Genomic DNA, 18,447 nt, shown 5'->3' with positions numbered 1-18,447 from the left:
AGCTACAGCTGCCACATGCGCAGCGGCAGCAGCCCCCACCAGGCCAGCACCAGCAGCAATTGCAGCGCCGCCAATAAACCGATCCAGTCCAGTTTTTCCACCGTCGCAGTGCCGCGCGTGCGCCAGCAGCGGGCCAGGCCAAAGGCCATCGCCAGCGGCAGTGCGCCCGTGACAATGGCGGCCAGCACGCTGGCAAACGTTACGTCGCCGAGGCGCATGAACGATTGAAAATAGAAGAACGGCAGCGGCAGCAACAGCGCCAGCAGCGACAGCAAGGGCGCGAACAAATGATCGGTGCGGCGCAGCTTGCGGCCAGCGGCACGCCACAAGCCCACCAGCAGCACGTACAGCAAACCGATCACGCCCAGCGCCAGGCTGCCCCACAGCACCAGCATGCGCAGCATGGACGCGCGTTCATAGCTGTGCAGGCCATCACTGAGTACATGGCGGCCATCGGCCTGCAGCAGCACATGCGACGGTGCGCTGCGGTCGCTGGCACGAAACAGGAAGCCGCCGACCGGTTCGAGTTCCTTCGGCTCGCCCTGGAACGGAATCAGGAACAGCGAATCGCCATCCCATTTCACGCGCACGAAACCGAATACCGCATCGAGCCAGGCCATGCTGGCCATCGGGCTCGGTGCCGGCACATAGACGCCCTGCCAGTTCTCCACCGTGGGCGCCGGCATGCCATGCGCGGCCGGCGGGCGCAGCGGCAGTTCCAGGTCGCGCATCAGCAGCCGGTTGAAACGTTCATAGTCGGCGCTTTCGGCATCGGTATTGAAGCCGATGAAAAACGCGCTTTTCTGCTCCGGGTAAATGCACAGCATTGCGCGAAAACCGGCGGTTGTGCCGGGGTGGCATTCACCGACCACATTGTGGCGGTCGCGCACGGCCAGCGCCAGGCCATGGCCGGCATCGAGCCCCGCTTGCGACGCTTCGGTACCGCTTGGCCGCGACAGCATCTGCATCAGGGCCGGCGCGATGAAGGGCGCGCCCTGCGCGCTGCCGTCACCGAGCAAAAATCGCGCCAGCTTGCCCATGTCGCGTGCGGTGGTGGTCAGTTGCCCGGCCGGGCGCAGGTACATCGGCACGGCCGCATGCGTGACACCGTGCTCGAAGTGGCCCATGGCCAGGCGATTGTCCGGCCTGGCGCCGGTTTGCGTGACGAAGGCAAAGGTACTGTCCTGCATGCCCAACGGCGCCAGCACCTGCGCATCGAGATAGCGCTCGTAGGGCTGGCCGGTGATTTTTTCGATCACCATGCCCAGGATGCCATAGCCCATGTTCGAATACGCATAGCGGCTGCCCGGGCGGTCGCGCACGCGCAGCAGATTGCCGCTGCCGTCAAAGGCTTGCGCCAGCGGCGCGTCAAACGCGGCGTTGCTGCTGAAGGCCTGCCAGAAGCGCACATTGTCCAGCCCCGAGGTATGGGCCAGCAAATGGCGGATGCGCACCGGATCGCTGCCCTGCCAGGCATTCTTGAGCTTGAGTTCGGGCAGCACCTGCGCCAGCGGCGTATCGAGCGCCAGCCTGTTTTCCGTCACCAGGCGCAGCACGCCCAGCGCCACCCCGACCTTGGCCACCGAGCCCACCTGCACCCTGGTATCGGCCTGCATGGGCGTCTTGCTGGCGGCGTTCTTCAGACCGGCGGCACCGGTGCCGATCGCGCCATCGTCGCGCACCTCGCTCCAGACGGCGCCGGCCAGGCCTTCTTCCTGCAAGGCAGCGCCGATATCGCCTGCCAGGGTGCCGCCGGCGGCATGGGCCGCTTGCGCCACGGCGCACAGCAGCAGCGCCTGGCAAGCGCGGCGCAGGCAGCGCCGCATGGCCGATAACTTGTTTCTATATTGCACTGATAGCCCTCTCTTTCGCGCATGGCGACCGCCCCTTGCCGGTTTAACTTGCTACAATCAAAACCTTTGCAGGCAAGGAGCACGCATGTCACAACAACTTATTCTGGATAACAATGTCCAACAAGCCAAAACCCTGGCCTGGTGGTTGTACCTGGTGCATGGCGCCAGCTTCGTGTTTTCGCTGGGCGCGCTGTCCTTCATTCCGTTGATCATCAATTACCTGAAACGGGGCGAATCGGCGGGTACGTTTGTACACAGCCATCACAGCTGGCAGATCCGTTCGTTCTGGTGGTACGTGTTCTGGGTCGTGGTCGGCGCCGTCTTCTGGATCACCCTGATCGGCATCCCAGCCGCCCTGCTTGTCTGGGGCCTGGCCTGGCTGTGGAAGGCCTACCGCCTGGTGCGTGGTTTCATCGACCTGAACAACAATAATCCGATGCCGTAATTCAGTTTCACGGCGGGCCGGCCGGTCCGCCGCTTGTCGCTACATCGCCGCGAACGCCTGTTCGATATCGGCAACCAGATCCTGCGGCGCTTCCAGCCCCACATTGAAACGCACCAGCTGGCCACCCTGCTGCCAGCCCTTGCGCATGCCGGCGATGCGGTACGGCATCACGAGGCTGTTGGCGCCACCCCAGCTGTAGCCGATCTTGAACAATTTCAAGGCGTCGACAAAGCGGTCGGTCTGCGCTTCCGTATAGCTGGCGTCGAACAGCACGGAAAACAAGCCGCCGGCACCGTTAAAATCGCGCTTCCAGATGTCGTGTCCCGGGCAGTCCTCGAAAGCCGGATGCAGCACCGTCGCAATTTCGTTGCGGTCCTTGAGCCAGAGCGCCACTGCGCGTGCGCCGGCATCGTGCGCGTCGAAGCGCAGTTTCATGGTCGGCAGGCTGCGCAGCACCAGATAGGCATCGTCGGCACCCACGCCCATGCCCAGTCGCATGTGCGCCGTGGCCAGGCGGTCGTGCAGTGCGCGGTCGCGGGTGGTCAGACAACCCATCAGCACGTCCGAGCCACCCGACTGGTATTTGGTCAGCGCCTGCATGACGATGTCGGCGCCCAGGTCAAAGCCGCGCAGCGCCAGGCCGGCCGACCAGGTATTGTCCAGCGCAACGATCACGCCGCGCGCATGGGCAGCCGCGCAAATGGCCGGCAAGTCCGGCACTTCCATGGTGACGGAACCGGGCGCCTCGGTCCAGATCAGTTTGGTATTGGCTTGAATCAGTGTGGCAATCCCGGCGCCGATCAGCGGATCGTAATAGCGCGTGGTAATGCCGAAGTCCTGTGACAGCCAGCGCCCCAGCTCGCTATTCGGGTAATACACGTTTTCCGGCAGCAGCACGTCGTCGCCGCTTTTGAGCAAGGCAAAGTCAGCCATGGCGATTGCCGCCAGGCCCGACGGTGCCAGCAGGCAATACTCGCCACCTTCGATTTCGGCCAGCCGCGCTTCGAGCGTAAACGTGGTGGGCGTGCCGTGCAAGCCGTAGGTATAAGCGTTCTTGTCCTTCCAGTTGCCCGAACGCATCGCCGCCACGTCCTTGAACAGCACGGTAGAGGCATGATGGATGGCGTTGGGAAAGGCGGCAAAGCCTGGCGGCGCCTGATAGTCGCTGTGGATCAGCGCGGTCTGCAAGGATTTTTTTGTCGTCATGGCATGGGCAATAAAAAAAGGCGGACCCACACATTGCGAGTCCGCCTTGATTGTAAGGGCTACAGCCCTTGCGCGCCGTATGGCTGTTACATCTGCTTACTCGGCCGCGCCCCACAGGTCGTGCGCATCCGATGACGTGATTTTCACATCGACGAACTGGCCGACGGCGAGCTTGCGGTGCGGCTCATACGGCGGCTTGACATACACCACGCCATCGATTTCCGGCGCATCGGCGCTGGAACGGCCCACGCCGCCGGTGCGGGTGACTTCGTCGATCAGCACACGCACGGTCTTGCCGACCTTGGCCTGCAGGCGTTTTTTCGAGATTTCTTCCTGCAGCAGCATCACGCGGCCACGGCGTTCTTCACGCAGCTCTTCCGGCACCGGATTGGCGATCTGGTTGGCGGTCGCGCCTTCTACCGGCGAATAGGCGAAGCAGCCCAGGCGGTCGATCTGCGCTTCCTTGAGGAAGTCCAGCAGGTATTCGAATTCCGCTTCCGTCTCGCCCGGGAAACCGGCGATAAAGGTCGAGCGGATGGTCAGGTCCGGGTTGATCGCGCGCCAGGCCTGGATGCGGTCCAGGTTTTTCTCGCCGCTGGCCGGACGCTTCATGCGCTTCAACACATCAGGATGGGCGTGCTGCATCGGAATGTCGAGGTAAGGCAGGATATGGCCGCCGCTCATCATCGGGATGATCTGGTCGACGTGCGGGTAAGGATACACGTAGTGCAGGCGCACCCAGGCGCCATAGGACTTGGCCAGTTCGCCCAGCGCTTCGGTCAGCTGCGTCATGTGGGTCTTGACCGGACGGCCATTCCAGAAACCGGAACGGAATTTCACGTCCACGCCATACGCCGAGGTATCCTGCGAAATCACCAGCAGTTCCTTCACGCCGGCCTTGAACAGGTTTTCCGCTTCGATCATCAGTTCGCCGATCGGACGCGACACCAGGTCGCCGCGCATCGATGGAATGATGCAGAAGCTGCAGCGGTGGTTGCAGCCTTCGGAAATTTTCAGGTAGGCGTAATGCTTCGGCGTCAGCTTGACGCCATGCGGCGGCACCAGATCGAGGAAAGGCGCATGCGGTTTTGGCAGGTGCAAATGCACCGAATCCATCACTTCGGCCAGCGCGTGCGGACCCGTCACGGACAGCACTTTCGGATGCACCTTCATGATGATGTCGTCGCCGGCCGCATCTTTCTTGGCGCCCAGGCAACCGGTCACGATCACCTTGCCGTTTTCGGCCAGCGCTTCGCCGATGGCGTCGAGCGACTCCTGCACGGCGGCGTCGATAAAACCGCAGGTATTGACGATCACCAGGTCGGCGCCATCATACGACTTCGCCGTTTCGTAGCCTTCGGCGCGCAGCTGGGTCAGGATTTGTTCGGAATCGACCAGCGCTTTGGGGCAGCCGAGCGAGACAAAGCCCACTTTTGGCGCGGCGCCGGGAATGGCGGCAGCAGGCTCGGATTTGACGACAGGAATACGGGAGATCGAATGCATGATAGGTTGCCAGGAAAATTTTGACCAATCGAGCATTGTACATTATTCTGCGCGCATGATCCGTGCTAGGATCTTCATCGGCTGGCCCGGCACGACGGTTGTGGTATTCCAGGCCGATCCGATCGTGAAAATACTTGACTGACCACTCAGGAGACCCGACTACGTGGCAACGCTGAAAGACGTCGCAGTGCTCGCCGGTGTCGGCATGTCGACCGCCTCGCGCGCCATTTCCGGCGCCGGCCCGGTGTCGGCCGATGCGCTGGCGCGCGTGCAGGCCGCGATCGAAGAACTCAATTTCCGTCCCTCGTCGATCGGCCGCTCGCTGTCGGCCAAGTCGCTGGGCATGATCGGCATTTTCGCGCCCTCGTTCTTTGGCGCCTATTACGGCACCATACTCAAGCAGACCGATATCGAGCTGCGCGCGTTGCGCCGCCACGTGGTGGTGGCCACCGGCTGCGGCGACGGCACGCCACGCGAGGAAGCCATCGAAGCGGTCAAGTTCCTGATCGGGCGCGACTGCGACGGCATCGTCGTGCTGGGCCACGATTTGCACGATGAAGACCTGGTGCAGCTGCAGCGCATGCATCCGAAGATGGCCTTCCTGAACCGGCACCACGCGCAGCTGGCGCAAGCCTCGTTCTGCCCCGACCATTACCAGGGCGGCGCCCTGGCCGCGCGCACCTTGCTCGACGCCGGCCACCGCCAGCTGGCAGTCATCTCGGGGCCGCCGGAAACGTCGGACAATCAGAGCCGCATGCAGGGTTTTTTTGATGAACTGGCGCGCCATGGCGTGGCCAGGCAGGATGTGCCGCTGATGAGCTCCGACTTTTCACGCGAAGGCGGCTACGCGTCCGCGCAGTCGCTGCTCGACGGCGGCAAGCCGTTTACCGGGCTGTTCTGCGCCAATGACGAGATGGCCGTGGGCGCCCTGTCCTGCCTGCACCGCGCCGGCATCTGCGTGCCCGATGACGTCTCGGTGATCGGCTACGATGACGACTATTCGGCCGCCTTCACGGCCCCCGGCCTGACGTCGGTGCACATCCCGATCCAGGAACTGACGCAGAACGCCGTGCGCTGGCTGCTCAATCAGTGCTACGGCACCAGCTACGCCATCGAGCGCGACTTCCCCGTCACCATCACCTTGCGTGAATCGGTGGCAAAACGGCGGCAGGAGCAGGCAGGCTAGCCGCTACAGGCGCAATTCGCTGGCACCATCGAACAGCGACGCTTGCGCGGTGCGGATCTCGAACGTGGTGTGGCCGGTGTCCAGCACCTCCTGCTCCGGCACCACGCTGGCGATCTGGTTGCCATGGAAGTCGAGCCACATCACCTTGTGATTGCCCATTGCCTCGACCAGCGAAATGCCGGCCTGGTGCGCCAGGCCCTGGCCGACGCCGATATCTTCCGGGCGCACCCCCAGCACGCAGGCCTGCCCTTCCCCGGGCGCCTGCTTGAAGGCATAGGCGCTCACGTCCAGGGTCACGCCGGCGCTGCGGAAAAGCACGCCGCCCCACTCGTGATGCAAGGTGCCACGGAACAAATTCATGCCGGGCGAACCGAGGAAGGTGGCGACAAACAGATTGGCCGGTTCACGGTAGATGGCGGCCGGCGTATCGAACTGCTGGATCACGCCGCCCTTCATCACGGCCATGCGCTGGGCCAGCGTCATCGCTTCGACCTGGTCGTGCGTCACATAGATCATGGTCGCGCCCAGTTGCTGGTGCAACTGCTTGAGTTCGCGGCGCAATTCGGTGCGCAGCTTGGCGTCCAGGTTCGACAGCGGTTCGTCGAACAGGAATACGTCGGCCTGGCGCACGATGGCGCGGCCGATGGCCACGCGCTGGCGCTGGCCGCCCGACAATTCGGCCGGTTTGCGCTTGAGCAGCGGCTGCAGCTGCAGCATGTCGGCCGCGCGCGCCACGCGGCGCTCGACCTCGGCCTTCGGCGTGCCGCTGATGCGCAGGCCGAACGACATGTTGCGCTCCACATTCATGGTCGGATACAGCGCATAGGACTGGAACACCATGGCGATGCGCCGGTCCTTGGGATCGGCCCAGGTCATGTCGTGGCCGCTGATTTCAATGCTGCCGCTGCTGACGTCGATCAGGCCGGCGATGGTGTGCAGCAAGGTCGACTTGCCGCAGCCGGAAGGCCCCAGCAAGACCACGAATTCACCGGCCCTGACATCGAGATTCAAAGCGTCGATGATGGTATTGCCGCCCAGCTGGATCTGAAGATTACGTATCGCTACATTAGACATGATGACCCTTGTTAGCCCTTGACCGCGCCGGAGGCAATCCCGCGCACGAACCAGCGGCCAGAAATGAAATACAGACCCAGCGGCACCATCGACGTCAGGATGGTGGCCGCCATGTTCACGTTGTACAGGCGCTCGCCGGTGCTGGTGTTGATGATGTTATTGAGCTGCACCGTCATCGGCAGATGCTCGGCACCGGCAAACACGATGCCGAGCAAAAAGTCGTTCCAGATCCCGGTGACCTGCATGATGGCCGCCACCACGATGACGGGCGTCGACATGGGCAGCATCAGTTGCAAAAAGATGCGCCAGAAGCCGCCGCCATCGATGCGCGCCGCCTTGAACAGCTCCTGCGGCAGGGCCGCGTAGTAATTGCGGAACAGCAGCGTCATGACGGGCATGCCGAAGATGGTGTGGATCAGGATAATGCCGGGCAAGGAGCTGAACAGATGCGCCATCGCCAGAAGCCGCACCAGCGGATAGACCATCACCTGCACCGGAATGAAGGCGCCCATCATCAGCACGGCAAACAGCACTCTGGCGCCGCGCGGCCGCCAGAACGACAGCGCATAGCCGTTTACGGCGCCGACAGCGATCGACAGGATCGTGCTGGGCACGACGATCCAGACCGAATTCCAGAAGCCGCCACGGATGCCCTTGCATTCGAGTCCGGTGCAGGCCGACTGCCAGGCCATGCTCCATGGCTCCAGCGTGGCCTGCACCGGCAGCGCGAACAGCGTGCCGAGGCGGATTTCCGCCATCGGCTTGACGGAGGTGACCAGCATGACGTACAGCGGCAGCAGGAAGAACAGCGCCGCGCACAATAGAAAGGCATACACGCCCAGGCGGGCCGGGGTCCAGCGCGAGCGGCGCCGGCGCGCCGGATTCATGACAGCGGCAGTCATCGCGCAGCCTTGCCCTTTCCGGCGCGGTTGCGCACGAAGTAGACCGGCACGACGATGGCCAGCACCGTTGTCAGCAGCACCACCGAAGCTGCCGAAGCGAGGCCGATATTGGCGCGGCCGAACAGGTAATCCATGATGAACTTGGCCGGCACTTCGCTGGCCGTGCCGGGGCCGCCCTGGGTCATGGCGACCACCGCGTCATACACCTTGACGACCATCACGAACAGCAGCACGAAGGCGGTCGAGACCGACGGCCCCAGCATCGGCAGCACGATGCTGACATACACGCGCCAGCGGGGAATGCCGTCAATCCGCGCCGCCTTCCAGATTTCTTCGTCGATGCCGCGCAGGCCCGACAGCATCAGCGCCATCACCAGGCCCGAGGCTTGCCACACAGTGGCGATCACCACCGTGTAGATCACCATGTCCTGGTCGATGATCCAGTCGAAACGCGCCTGCTCGAAACCGAGCTTGTGCAGCACTTCCTGGATGCCCAGTTCGGGGTTCAGCATCCATTGCCAGACCAGGCCGGTGGCCACAAATGACATCGCATACGGATACAGGAAGACTGTGCGCAGCACGCCTTCGGCCGCGACCTTCTGGTCGATGAGAACGGCCAGCAGGAAGCCGAGCACCATGCAGGCGGCGATGAACAGCACGCCGTAGACCAGCAGGTTATGCAGCGACAGCAGCCAGCGCTCGTTGTTGAACAGGCGGACATACTGCGCGGCACCGACAAAATCGTCGGCCGGAAAGGTGCGCGAACTGCTCACCGACACGCGCATGGTCCACAGCATCGTTCCCAGGTAGGCGAACAATACCGTCAGCGCCATCGGCAGCAGGGCGATATTCGCGGCCAGCGAAAAGCTTCGCCGCTTCGCCGGCTTGTTGACATGACTCATGGCCTCTCCCTTCGATGGCGGCGCTTACTCTTTCAAGGCGCTGGCAAAGGCCTTTTGCGCATCGTCGGCAGACTGGTTCTTGTTCCAGTAATTGGTCAGCACATCCTGCAAGGCGCCGTTCGTGTCGGGCGAGGTCAGCATCTCCGAATTGGGCAGCTGGCGCGACTTGTCCTTCATGATGGCAATACCCTGCCTGGCGCAGATATCGAGCGTGCTGTCGTCGATGTCGCCACGGATCGGAATCGATCCCTTGCGCTCGCTGAAGGCCACTTGCGCCGCCGGCGACGTCATGGTGGTGGCCAGCAGTTTCTGCGCCTTGAGAACGTCGGCATTCGACGATTTCGGGAACACAAAGGCGTCGCCGGCGACGATGTAGGGCGACTTCGGACCGAAGCCGGGGAAGCAGCCGAATTCCTTGCCGGCCGTCTGTTTCGCGGCCGAGAATTCGCCCTTGGCCCAGTCGCCCATGATTTGCACGCCGGCCTTGCCGGTGATGACCATGGCGGTGGCGTCATTCCAGTTGCGTCCGGGCGCACCGGCGTCGGTGAAGCCGCGCAGCTTCTTGAAGGCGACCAGCACCTGCTTGAAGGCGTCGGATTTGACGGCCGCCTGGTCGCGGTCGCGGTAGACTTTCAGGTACAGTTCCTGGCCGCCGACCATGGCGAAGATGGCGTCGAAGGTGATTTTTTCCTGCCATACCTGGCCGCCGAAAGCCAGCGGCACCACGCCGGCCGCCTTCAGCCTGGCCAGGTCGGCCAGGAATTCATCCCAGGTCTTCGGTTCGTCGGCGATGCCGGCCTTCTTGAAAGCGGCCTTGGAATAGAAGAACCAGGCCGGCATGTGGATGCTCACGGGCGCCGCATAAAAATGGCCCTTGACCTTGATCGCGTTGAGGATGGACGGCGGCATGATCTGGTCCCAGTTGCCCTTGATCGCCACGTCATCGATATTATTGAGCAAACCCTGGTCGACGATATCGCGGAACTGCTGCGAGGTGTTGAACTGCGCCGCCACCGGCGCATTGCCGCCGACGATGCGGTTGATGGTGGTGGCGCGCGACTGGTCGGCGCCGGCAATCGCCTGGTCGATCCACTGCCCGCCGGCCTTGTTATAGGCATCGGCAAACTGGCGGATCGCTGCCGATTCGCCGCCCGAGGTCCACCAGTGAATCACGGTGGCCTTCAGGGGCGCGGGATTTTGCGCCATGGCCGGCGCCATCAAAGCGGCTTGCGCCGCCAGGGCCAGGGCAATTGCGCCGGCAGTTTTATTGGTTTTATTCATATTGTCTCCTGTGAGCGTCCAGCGCTCTTTTTATGGGAATGAATCGGCTACGCCTGCATAAAACTTTACCAGATGAAACCTCAATCGAGCATTAACGCCAGTATTTCTCCTCAGGGCCGTGCATTGCGGCGAGCCAGGAAATCACGCACCAGCAAGGCGCTCTGCTTCAGGGTGCGCTGCTGGGTGGCGTAATCGACGTGAATGATGCCGAAACGGCGCTCATAACCGAACGCCCATTCGAAGTTGTCCATCAGCGACCAGATGAAATAGCCGCGGATGTCGACGCCGGCCTTGACCGCCGCGTCGACCGCTGCCAGGTGGCGGTTCAGGAAAGAGATGCGGCGCTTGTCATCGACCTTGCCATCGACCACCTCGTCGTCGGAGGCGGTGCCGTTTTCCGTGATGTAGACCGGCGGCAGGTTCGCATAGTCGCGGTGGAAACCAACCAGCAGATCGTACAGGCCCTGCGGATACACTTCCCAGCCCATTTGGGTGCGCTCCACGCCTTCCAGTTCCACTTCCACATAGCCGTGGCCGCCATCGCTGACCACGTTTGTGCGGAAATAATAGTTGATGCCCAGAAAATCCATCGGCGCGCCGATAATGTCCATGTCGCCTTCCAGCACCAGCGGCCTGGCGCCCGGCCACAACTCCCACAAGGCGTCCGGATAGGTTTTCCTGAACAGCGGATCGAAGACCCAGTTGTTGTGCTGCAGTTCGAACAGCTCGGCCGCGCGCAGGTCTGCCGCGCTGCTGCCGGTGGTGGTGCCACGGCCCACATTGGCCACCAGCCCCACTTGCGCGCCCGGATCGTTGCGGCGCAGCTGCACCAGCGCCAGGCCATGCGCCAGCAGCAGATGGTGCATCGCCTGCGTTGCGTAGCGTACGTCCGCCCTGCCCGGCGCATGGTGGCCGCCGCCATAACCATGGAAAGCCGAGCACCACGGTTCGTTCAGGGTTGCCCAGGCATCGACCAGGCCGGACAGTTCGCGGCTCATCAGGTCGGCATATTCGGCAAAGCGGTAGGCGGTATCGCGGTTGAGCCAGCCGCCACGGTCTTCCAGGTATTGCGGCAAATCCCAGTGATACAGGGTGACGAAGGTTTTCAGGCCTTTTTGCTTCAGGCGCCGCAGCAGGTTCTTGTAGAAGGAAATGCCAGCCGCGTTCGGCCGGCCCTGCTCATCCATCACGCGCGGCCAGGCGATCGACAAACGGTAGCCACCGACATTCAGGGCGGCGATGGTTTCAATGTCCTGTTCCCACAGATGGTAGTGGTCGCAAGCGATTTCGCCCGTGTCGCCGGCCAGCACCTTGCCCGGGATGGCAGAGAAAGTGTCCCAGATCGATGGCAGGCGGCCATCTGCCCGCACGGCGCCCTCGATCTGGTAGGCAGCGGTCGCCACGCCCAGCAAAAAATTCTTGTCCCACAAGACCGAATCGGCCGGTGGCGAAAATGCGGTTTCCAGTCCGGCAGACGCCTCTGGCACAACCGGTACGGCAGCTTGATTCACACAATCTCCTTCGCTTCTGATGGGAGTGGAAGCGCTTCCACAAGGTGCTCAAATAGTACCAGTGAAGAATTTTCAATGTCAACGCAAATTTACAGGAAGCGAGTGGAGAAACTGGGCGGCAAGACGCCTGCTGCTGCGCAGCATGAAAAAACGGCACAGGGATCGCTCCGCTGTGCCGTTCGATGGGTCTGACCCAGGCCGCATGTTTGCTGGCCTTACTTCTTGTCCGTTGGCGGCACCACCGGCGGCACAAACGGAAAATTGCCGAACAGGCTCTTGCTCTGGTTCTGCATTTGCTCCTGCATCTGCACGAACAGGCTCTTGCTCTGGTCGATATAGTTGTTCATCATGCCCTGCATCATGGGGCCCTGCACGTTCATGAACTGGGTCCACATTTCAGGGCTGAACGGCTTGCCTTCGAAGCTGCCGGCCGAGGTGCCCGTGAACTTGTGCTGGATATCGGTAAACGCTTGCACGTTCTTTTCCAGATAGGAACCCATCATGCCCTGCATGGCGTGGCCATAGTAGCGGATGATTTGCGACAGCACGCCGCTCGAGAACATCGGCACGCCGCTGGCCTCTTCTTCCAGGATGATCTGCAGCAGGATGCTGCGCGTCAGGTCTTCGCTGGATTTGGCATCGACTACCGTGAATTCTTCATTGTCCAGCACCAGCTGCTTGACGTCCGTCAAGGTGATGTAGGAACTGGTTTGGGTATCGTACAGCCGGCGGTTAGGGTATTTTTTAATCAGGCGGTCTATACTTTTTTTTGCACTGCTCATCAGAAGTTCCACTTATTGCGCCGCAACGCATACTGAGTTGATCCGAAAAAAAAGCGAACGCAAGGTTCGCTTTCGCACCTGCTTACTTTTTGCATTATAGAGTGGAAAACGACGACGTTGCACATTCGCGCCGAAGTTTCCCGGTTTTATTGCAACGCAACTAAAAGTAAGTTCTTGACAAGTTGAACATCAAGTTGGACATCTAGTCCGCCCTGACCTTCACATAGCGCCCCGGCGCCGCCTCGATGGAAGGATAGCGTTTGCTGCCGGGCTTGGCAGGCGCTTTCACGTCTGCGCCGCCGTGCTGGGCCAGGAAGGCGGCCCATTCCGGCCACCAGCTGCCGGCATGCTCGGTCGCGCCTTCCAGCCACTGCTCGGCACTCAGGAGCTTGGCCTTGGCGCGCGCCGAGGTCGGTTGATCGTTGCTCCAGTAGCTGCGTTTTTTCTTCGAGGCCGGATTGATCACGCCAGCGATATGGCCCGAGGCGCCCAGGATAAAGCGGTTGGCCTTGGGCTTTTTCGGGTTCAGCAGCCCCGTGCTGGCGTAGGCGGCGCCCCAGGGCACGATATGGTCTTCGCGCGAGCCGTAGATAAAGGCGGGCGCGTCGATGCTCGACAAGTCGACCTTTTCGCCGGCCACCGTCAGCTTGCCCGGCACTTTCAGGCTGTTTTCCAGGTAGGTATTGCGCAGATACCAGCAGAACATGGGGCCGGGCAGGCTGGTGCCGTCGCCATTCCAGTACAGCAAGTCAAATGCCGGCGGCTCCTTGCCTTTCAGATAGTTCGACTGCACGTAGTTCCATACCAGGTCGTTCGGACGCAGGCTGGAAAAGGTGCTGCCCAGGTCGCGTCCCGACATCAGGCCGCCCTTGGCCAGGCTTTGCTCGCGCAGGGCAACTTGCGGCTCGTCGATGAACACTTCCAGCGCACCGGTATCGCAGAAATCGAGGAACGTCGTCAGCAGGGTCAGGCTGGCGGCCGGCTCCTGTCCGCGCGCCCTCAAGACGGCCAGCGCGGTCGAGACGATGGTGCCGCCCACGCAAAAGCCGAACATGTTGAGTTTTTCCTGGCCGGAAATTTCTTGCGTCACCGTGATCGCCTCGATCACGCCCTGCTCCACGTAATCGTCCCAGGTAATGTGCTGCATGCTCATGTCGGCATTGCGCCACGACATCAAAAACACGGTATTGCCCTGCTCCACGGCATAGCGCACCAGCGAATTTTCAGGCTGCAAGTCAAGGATATAGAATTTATTGATGCACGGCGGCACCATCAGCAGCGGACGCTGGTGTACTGTGGCGGTCGTCGGCGTGTACTGGATCAGCTGGAACAGCGCGTTTTCAAACACCACCGTGCCGGGTGTGGTGGCCACGTTGCGGCCCACTTCGAAGGCTTTTTCGTCGGACTGCGAAATGCGGCCCTTCTGCATGTCGGCCAGCATGTTCGTCAGCCCCTTGGCCAGGCTTTCACCCTTGGTCTCGATCAGGGTTTGCTGGGCGTCGGGATTGGTGGCCAGGAAATTGGCCGGCGACATGGCGTCGACGATCTGCTGCACCGCAAAGCGGATCTTCTGTTTCTGGTGCGGCGTCGCCTCCACCGCCTCGGCCATGGAAGTCAGCAATTCGCCATTCAAGAGGTACGATGCCGCATTGAAGGCCGACAGCGGGCTGGCGTGCCAGGCCGGCGCGGCAAACCGGCGGTCTTTCACTTCCGGCGTCTTGCCTGCCATGAAGTCGGTCCACAAGCCCGTCAGCTTGGCCATGTAGGCGTTTTTCAGTTGCTCGATCACTTCCGGCTTGATGCTGGCGCCGGCATCCTGCAAAATGCCCGCAATCGGATTGCTTGCCGGCTGCGGCACCATGTTGAACCACGTCTTCCAATGGTTCGGGTCGCTGATCTGCGCCATCCACTCCTTGGTCATTGCTTGAGGATCGGGCATATTCATATGGTTAAGTCCATTCGAGAATTTAAAAAGTCAACCGCTACCTGGGCCCTGCATGCAAACTTTTACTGACTGTTTTTACCGATCATGATGCTGATGACCGCCATCGCCTGGATCTATGTCGTCGGCCTGATGGCGCTGACGGAGCCGTCGGTCGTCGCCGGCCTGATGACGTTTTTACTGTACTGCGTGGTGCCGCTGTCGATCCTATTCTATCTGACTGGTTCGCGGCGGCGCAAACGCAAGGCGCAGCGAAAGGCAGATACCGACGATAAAACAAAAACGGCAGACACATAAGTGCCTGCCGCTGGGGTGTGTCAAGGTTATTTGCGCCAGATCAAACTGGCCTGTCGTCCCGTGACGCCATCGCGCCGGTAGGAATAAAACCGCGACGCATCGCTGACGGTGCAATGCTCGCCGCCCGCCACCTGCGTCACGCCTTCGCGCGCCAGCATCAAACGCCCCAGCGCGTAGATATCAGCCAGGTATTTGCCCGGCTTGCCGGCGATGGCATTGAACGCCGTCTGGAATGCCTGCCGTTCGGCGGCGTCAAGCGCGCTATCGAGAAACGTTTGCAGCACATCGTGCCCCACTTCAAATTGCTGTGGGCCAATGGCAGGCCCCAGCCAGGCCAGGATATCGGTCGCGCCGCGTTTGCGCATGGCTTGCACCGTGCACTGCAACACACCGTTTGCCAGGCCGCGCCAGCCCGCATGGGCGGCAGCCACCACCTGGCCGTCGCTGGAACTGAACAGCACCGGCAGGCAATCGGCCGTCATCACCAGGCAGACCACGCCGGGCTCGGACGCCACGCTGGCGTCGGCATCGGGCACGTTGCCGTTCAAACTGGCCGCGTCCGCCACCGCCACGCCGTGCACCTGGTTCAGCCAGGCAGGTTGCGCCGGCAACATCGCCGCCAGCCGTGCCCGGTTCTGCGCCACGTGGTTGGGGTCGTCGGCCACATGCACGCCCAGGTTCAGGCCGCCACCGCCCTGCCCGTCACCATATGGCGCCAGGCTGACGCCGCCCGCGCGCATGGTCGACAAGGCGCCCACGTTGGCAGGCAGGCCGGGCCAGTGCGGCACGATGACAGGCAAGGCAGGGGCAGCCATCAGACCTGTTCCGGCTCGGGAATGCCGGCCGTGGCCAGCAGTTCGGCAAAGTCGTCGGCCACCGGCACGATCCACTCGCACTGCTTGCCGCTGCCCGGATGCACCAGGCCCAGGCGGCGCGCCTGCAGCGCCTGGCGCGGAAAGACCGACACCAGGTGCTGCTTGCCATACACGGCGTCGCCGACCAGGGCAAAGCCCAGATGCTGCATGTGCACGCGGATCTGATGGGTGCGGCCTGTTTCCAGGCGGCATTGCATCAGGCTGACGGGACGGCGGTCCAGCTCGCCACTATCGAGCAGCTCGTAATGGGTAATTGCCGGCTTGGCCGTGAAATTTTCCGATACTGCCATCTTCACGCGGTCGCGCGGGTGGCGCGCGATCGAGGCGTCGATGGTGCCGGACGGTTTCGGCGTGCCCCACACCAGCGCAAAGTATTCGCGCTTGACGGTGCGCGCCTGCAACTGGCGTACCAGGTCGGTCTGCGAGGCGAGCGTCTTGCCGACCACCATCAGGCCGCTGGTATCCTTGTCCAGCCGGTGCACGATGCCGGCGCGCGGCACGCCGCCCAGTTGCGGGCAGTGGTGCAACAGGCCGTTGAGCAAGGTGCCCGACCAGTTGCCCGGTCCCGGATGCACCACCAGTCCGGCCGGTTTGTTGATGACGATGATATGCTCGTCTTCGTGCACGATGTTCAATTCCATCGCTTCGGGTTTAAAAGCCTCGTCTTCCGGCGCGCTTTGCGGCAGAATGACGATCTTTTCATCGCCATAGGCGGTCATGTTGCGCTTGGCAACTTTTCCATCGACGGTGACGAATCCGGCCTCGACCCACAGCTGCAAGCGGCTGCGCGAGTACTGCGGCACCAGCTTGGAAATGACTTTGTCGAGGCGTTGTCCACAGGCGTCCGGCGTCAGTTCGAGTTCGATCGGCGCCATGTCGTCGATGATCTCGTCGGCAGAAAAATCACCATCAAAGACGTCGTCCGCGTCTTGTTCAGAAAGGGAGTCAGACACGGAGTCAGCCAAATTAGGCTTCGGAGTTAATATCACAGCATTCCCATCGGCTATAATCAGCCTATTGTAAAATCTTGGTTAAAACCTTCTTGCAAAACGTCATGCAAAAAAAATTATCGTTGGTAGTCGCTTCAGTCGTTCTGCTCGGCATGTCCGCTTGCAGCTTGTTGCCGGAAAAAGTGGATGAGACCAAAAACTGGTCTGTTACGAAATTATACTCGGAGGCGCGTGAAGAAATGTCCGGTCAGCACTATGAGGCTGCAATCGGACTGTTCCAGAAGCTGGAGGCTAACTACCCTTTCGGCAACTACGCTCTGCAAGCGCAGATGGAGATCGCTTACGCGTATTATAAGTCGGGAGACCAGGCGCAGGCACTGGCCGCTGTCGAACGCTTCATCAAGTTGCATCCTAACCACGCCAATGTGGATTATATGTACTACTTGCGGGGCCTGATCAGCTTTAACGACCAGATCAGCTTCATGAACTTCCTGTACGAGCAAGATCCGACCGAACGAGATCCGAAAGCCACGCGCGAAGCGTTTGCGGCCTTCAAGCAATTGGTCGACAAGTTCCCGAACAGCCAGTACACGCCGGACTCGCTGGCGCGCATGAACTATCTGATCGACGCCATGGCCAAGTACGAAGTCCATGTGGCGCGCTATTACTACCGCCGCGGCGCCTACCTGGCCGCCGCCAACCGCGCGCAAACGACCTTGAGCGACTTTGCCGCCTCGCCGGCGATCGAAGAAGCACTGTTCATCATGTACCGCTCGTATGACAAGCTGGGCATGACCGACCTGCGCGACGACGCCCTGCGCGTGCTGAACAAGAACTATCCAACCACCGCCTTCCTCAGCCCTGAAGGGGTGAACAAGGAACGCCGCTGGTGGAATTTCTGGCAGTAAGCATCAAAAAACCGGAGCTTGCTCCGGTTTTTTTCTTACTCGGCCACCTTGCGCCGGAACACCCAGCTGCTGTCATTCGATGCCTCCGGCACATAAGCATAGCCATCGACGTCGAATTGCTTCAGTTGCTCGGGATCGCGGATACCGTTGACGGCCGCATAGCGCGCCAGCATGCCGCGCGCGCGCTTGGCGTAGAACGAGATGATTTTATACTTGCCGTTCTTCCAGTCCTCGAACACCGGCGTGATCACCGGCACGCTCAACTGGCGCGGCTTGACGGATTTGAAGTATTCTTCCGACGCCAGGTTGACCAGCACTTTGGCTTTCTTCTCGCTGGCGGTGCGGTTCAGGGCGTTGGTGATGGTGTCGCCCCAGAATGCGTACAGGTCCTTGCCGCGCGCAGTCGACAGCCGCGTGCCCATTTCGAGCCGGTGCGGGTGGATCAGGTCCAGCGGGCGCAGCAAGCCGTACAGGCCCGACAGGATGCGCACCTGCGACTGGGCATAATCGAGTTGGTGCGGCTGCAAGGTGCGTGCCTCGAAGCCGGCGTAGACGTCGCCATTGAAGGCCATGATGGCCTGGCGCGCGTCAATCAATTGCGGCGTCCACGATGCGTAGCGGGCCACGTTCAGGCTCGACAAGGCATCGGAAATGCCCATCAGGCTGCCCACTTCGGCGGGCGAAAACTGGCGCATGCGCTCGATCAGCTGCGCGGAATGGTCGAGAAAATCGGGGGTGCTGTGCAACGAGGTGGTTGGCGGCGTCTCCAGGTCGAGACTCTTGGCGGGCGAAAGCACGATCAACATAATATTCACTACAAAATAGAATTG

The 18,447-nt window shown here is 61.7% G+C and carries 17 protein-coding genes; 4 read left to right on the top strand and 13 right to left on the bottom strand.

Features of this window, described 5'->3' with window-relative positions; translation table 11 throughout:
- Window positions 1-2: 2 nt before the first annotated feature.
- Window positions 3-1,826 (bottom strand): serine hydrolase domain-containing protein, encoded by a 1,824-nt coding sequence (locus AC0Z42_RS01235; RefSeq protein ID WP_485466406.1) that lies wholly within the window; start codon window positions 1,824-1,826, stop codon window positions 3-5.
- 112 nt (window positions 1,827-1,938) lie between these two features.
- On the opposite strand from AC0Z42_RS01235, the gene AC0Z42_RS01230 reads away from it, so the two are divergent.
- The gene (locus tag AC0Z42_RS01230) at window positions 1,939-2,298 is read left to right on the top strand and encodes a DUF4870 family protein (protein ID WP_485466405.1); all 360 of its coding nucleotides are present in this window, start codon (window positions 1,939-1,941) and stop codon (window positions 2,296-2,298) included.
- Between the two features lie 39 nt (window positions 2,299-2,337).
- Here AC0Z42_RS01230 and AC0Z42_RS01225 read toward each other — a convergent pair whose 3' ends face one another.
- A complete protein-coding gene (locus tag AC0Z42_RS01225; RefSeq protein WP_485466404.1) occupies window positions 2,338-3,504 on the bottom strand; it encodes a cystathionine beta-lyase in 1,167 nt (388 codons plus the stop codon).
- 96 nt (window positions 3,505-3,600) lie between these two features.
- Window positions 3,601-5,007, bottom strand: a complete 1,407-nt coding sequence (gene rimO / locus AC0Z42_RS01220; RefSeq protein ID WP_485466403.1) for a 30S ribosomal protein S12 methylthiotransferase RimO — start codon at window positions 5,005-5,007, stop codon at window positions 3,601-3,603.
- A 163-nt stretch (window positions 5,008-5,170) separates the two neighbouring features.
- Here rimO and AC0Z42_RS01215 point away from each other — a divergent pair, with 163 nt between their 5' ends.
- Window positions 5,171-6,193 carry a LacI family DNA-binding transcriptional regulator gene (locus AC0Z42_RS01215; RefSeq protein WP_485466402.1) on the top strand — a complete coding sequence of 341 codons (1,023 nt, stop codon included), beginning with the start codon at window positions 5,171-5,173 and terminating at the stop codon, window positions 6,191-6,193.
- Window positions 6,194-6,196: 3 nt separating this feature from the next.
- On the opposite strand, the gene AC0Z42_RS01210 is transcribed toward AC0Z42_RS01215, so the two are convergent.
- The 7 genes from AC0Z42_RS01210 to phaC form a co-directional block, all read right to left on the bottom strand.
- Window positions 6,197-7,267, bottom strand: a complete 1,071-nt coding sequence (locus tag AC0Z42_RS01210; protein ID WP_485466401.1) for an ABC transporter ATP-binding protein — start codon at window positions 7,265-7,267, stop codon at window positions 6,197-6,199.
- 11 nt (window positions 7,268-7,278) lie between these two features.
- Window positions 7,279-8,169, bottom strand: coding sequence for a carbohydrate ABC transporter permease (locus tag AC0Z42_RS01205; RefSeq protein ID WP_485466400.1), 891 nt, complete (start codon window positions 8,167-8,169; stop codon window positions 7,279-7,281).
- On the bottom strand, window positions 8,166-9,071 hold the full coding sequence (locus AC0Z42_RS01200; protein ID WP_485466399.1) for a carbohydrate ABC transporter permease: 906 nt from the start codon (window positions 9,069-9,071) through the stop codon (window positions 8,166-8,168). Before AC0Z42_RS01200 ends, AC0Z42_RS01205 begins: the two co-directional genes overlap by 4 nt.
- A gap of 24 nt (window positions 9,072-9,095) precedes the next feature.
- Window positions 9,096-10,289 carry an ABC transporter substrate-binding protein gene (locus tag AC0Z42_RS01195; RefSeq protein WP_485466767.1) on the bottom strand — a complete coding sequence of 398 codons (1,194 nt, stop codon included), beginning with the start codon at window positions 10,287-10,289 and terminating at the stop codon, window positions 9,096-9,098.
- Between the two features lie 173 nt (window positions 10,290-10,462).
- A complete protein-coding gene (locus AC0Z42_RS01190; protein ID WP_485466398.1) occupies window positions 10,463-11,863 on the bottom strand; it encodes a GH1 family beta-glucosidase in 1,401 nt (466 codons plus the stop codon).
- A 215-nt stretch (window positions 11,864-12,078) separates the two neighbouring features.
- Entirely contained in the window at window positions 12,079-12,645 is a 567-nt protein-coding gene (gene phaR / locus AC0Z42_RS01185; RefSeq protein ID WP_094445143.1) for a polyhydroxyalkanoate synthesis repressor PhaR, read from the bottom strand.
- A 202-nt stretch (window positions 12,646-12,847) separates the two neighbouring features.
- Window positions 12,848-14,590: a class I poly(R)-hydroxyalkanoic acid synthase gene (phaC, locus tag AC0Z42_RS01180; RefSeq protein ID WP_485466397.1), complete on the bottom strand. Its 1,743-nt coding sequence runs from the start codon at window positions 14,588-14,590 to the stop codon at window positions 12,848-12,850.
- A 93-nt stretch (window positions 14,591-14,683) separates the two neighbouring features.
- Between phaC and AC0Z42_RS01175 the strand changes: the two genes are divergently transcribed.
- Window positions 14,684-14,884, top strand: a complete 201-nt coding sequence (locus AC0Z42_RS01175) for a hypothetical protein (protein WP_485466396.1) — start codon at window positions 14,684-14,686, stop codon at window positions 14,882-14,884.
- Window positions 14,885-14,910: 26 nt separating this feature from the next.
- On the opposite strand, the gene pgeF is transcribed toward AC0Z42_RS01175, so the two are convergent.
- Together pgeF and AC0Z42_RS01165 are read right to left on the bottom strand one after the other, a co-directional pair.
- Entirely contained in the window at window positions 14,911-15,699 is a 789-nt protein-coding gene (gene pgeF, locus AC0Z42_RS01170; protein WP_485466395.1) for a peptidoglycan editing factor PgeF, read from the bottom strand.
- Entirely contained in the window at window positions 15,699-16,724 is a 1,026-nt protein-coding gene (locus AC0Z42_RS01165; RefSeq protein WP_485466394.1) for an RluA family pseudouridine synthase, read from the bottom strand. Before AC0Z42_RS01165 ends, pgeF begins: the two co-directional genes overlap by 1 nt.
- Before the next feature lie 89 nt (window positions 16,725-16,813).
- On the opposite strand from AC0Z42_RS01165, the gene AC0Z42_RS01160 reads away from it, so the two are divergent.
- On the top strand, window positions 16,814-17,617 hold the full coding sequence (locus tag AC0Z42_RS01160; protein WP_485466393.1) for an outer membrane protein assembly factor BamD: 804 nt from the start codon (window positions 16,814-16,816) through the stop codon (window positions 17,615-17,617).
- 35 nt (window positions 17,618-17,652) lie between these two features.
- Here the strand turns inward: AC0Z42_RS01160 and yaaA are convergent, their stop codons facing one another.
- Window positions 17,653-18,423, bottom strand: coding sequence for a peroxide stress protein YaaA (gene yaaA, locus AC0Z42_RS01155; RefSeq protein WP_485466392.1), 771 nt, complete (start codon window positions 18,421-18,423; stop codon window positions 17,653-17,655).
- Window positions 18,424-18,447: the final 24 nt, after the last annotated feature.

This window comes from Janthinobacterium sp. 1L-D-8-B-C4 (genome assembly GCF_057291295.1).
Note: the sequence above shows the minus strand (reverse complement) of the source record. Positions and strands in the feature narration are given on the sequence as shown.

Excerpts from the sequence above, each read along its gene's own strand:
- AC0Z42_RS01225 (WP_485466404.1), bottom strand. The coding sequence starts at position 3,504 with ATGACGACAAAAAAATCCTTGCAGACCGCGCTGATCCACAGCGACTAT.
- rimO (WP_485466403.1), bottom strand. The coding sequence starts at position 5,007 with ATGCATTCGATCTCCCGTATTCCTGTCGTCAAATCCGAGCCTGCTGCC.
- phaR (WP_094445143.1), bottom strand. The coding sequence starts at position 12,645 with ATGAGCAGTGCAAAAAAAAGTATAGACCGCCTGATTAAAAAATACCCT.
- phaC (WP_485466397.1), bottom strand. The coding sequence starts at position 14,590 with ATGAATATGCCCGATCCTCAAGCAATGACCAAGGAGTGGATGGCGCAG.
- AC0Z42_RS01200 (WP_485466399.1), bottom strand. The coding sequence starts at position 9,071 with ATGAGTCATGTCAACAAGCCGGCGAAGCGGCGAAGCTTTTCGCTGGCC.
- AC0Z42_RS01175 (WP_485466396.1), top strand. The coding sequence starts at position 14,684 with ATGACCGCCATCGCCTGGATCTATGTCGTCGGCCTGATGGCGCTGACG.
- AC0Z42_RS01235 (WP_485466406.1), bottom strand. The coding sequence starts at position 1,826 with ATGCGGCGCTGCCTGCGCCGCGCTTGCCAGGCGCTGCTGCTGTGCGCC.
- AC0Z42_RS01160 (WP_485466393.1), top strand. The coding sequence starts at position 16,814 with ATGCAAAAAAAATTATCGTTGGTAGTCGCTTCAGTCGTTCTGCTCGGC.
- AC0Z42_RS01230 (WP_485466405.1), top strand. The coding sequence starts at position 1,939 with ATGTCACAACAACTTATTCTGGATAACAATGTCCAACAAGCCAAAACC.
- yaaA (WP_485466392.1), bottom strand. The coding sequence starts at position 18,423 with ATGTTGATCGTGCTTTCGCCCGCCAAGAGTCTCGACCTGGAGACGCCG.
- AC0Z42_RS01205 (WP_485466400.1), bottom strand. The coding sequence starts at position 8,169 with ATGACTGCCGCTGTCATGAATCCGGCGCGCCGGCGCCGCTCGCGCTGG.
- pgeF (WP_485466395.1), bottom strand. The coding sequence starts at position 15,699 with ATGGCTGCCCCTGCCTTGCCTGTCATCGTGCCGCACTGGCCCGGCCTG.
- AC0Z42_RS01195 (WP_485466767.1), bottom strand. The coding sequence starts at position 10,289 with ATGGCGCCGGCCATGGCGCAAAATCCCGCGCCCCTGAAGGCCACCGTG.
- AC0Z42_RS01210 (WP_485466401.1), bottom strand. The coding sequence starts at position 7,267 with ATGTCTAATGTAGCGATACGTAATCTTCAGATCCAGCTGGGCGGCAAT.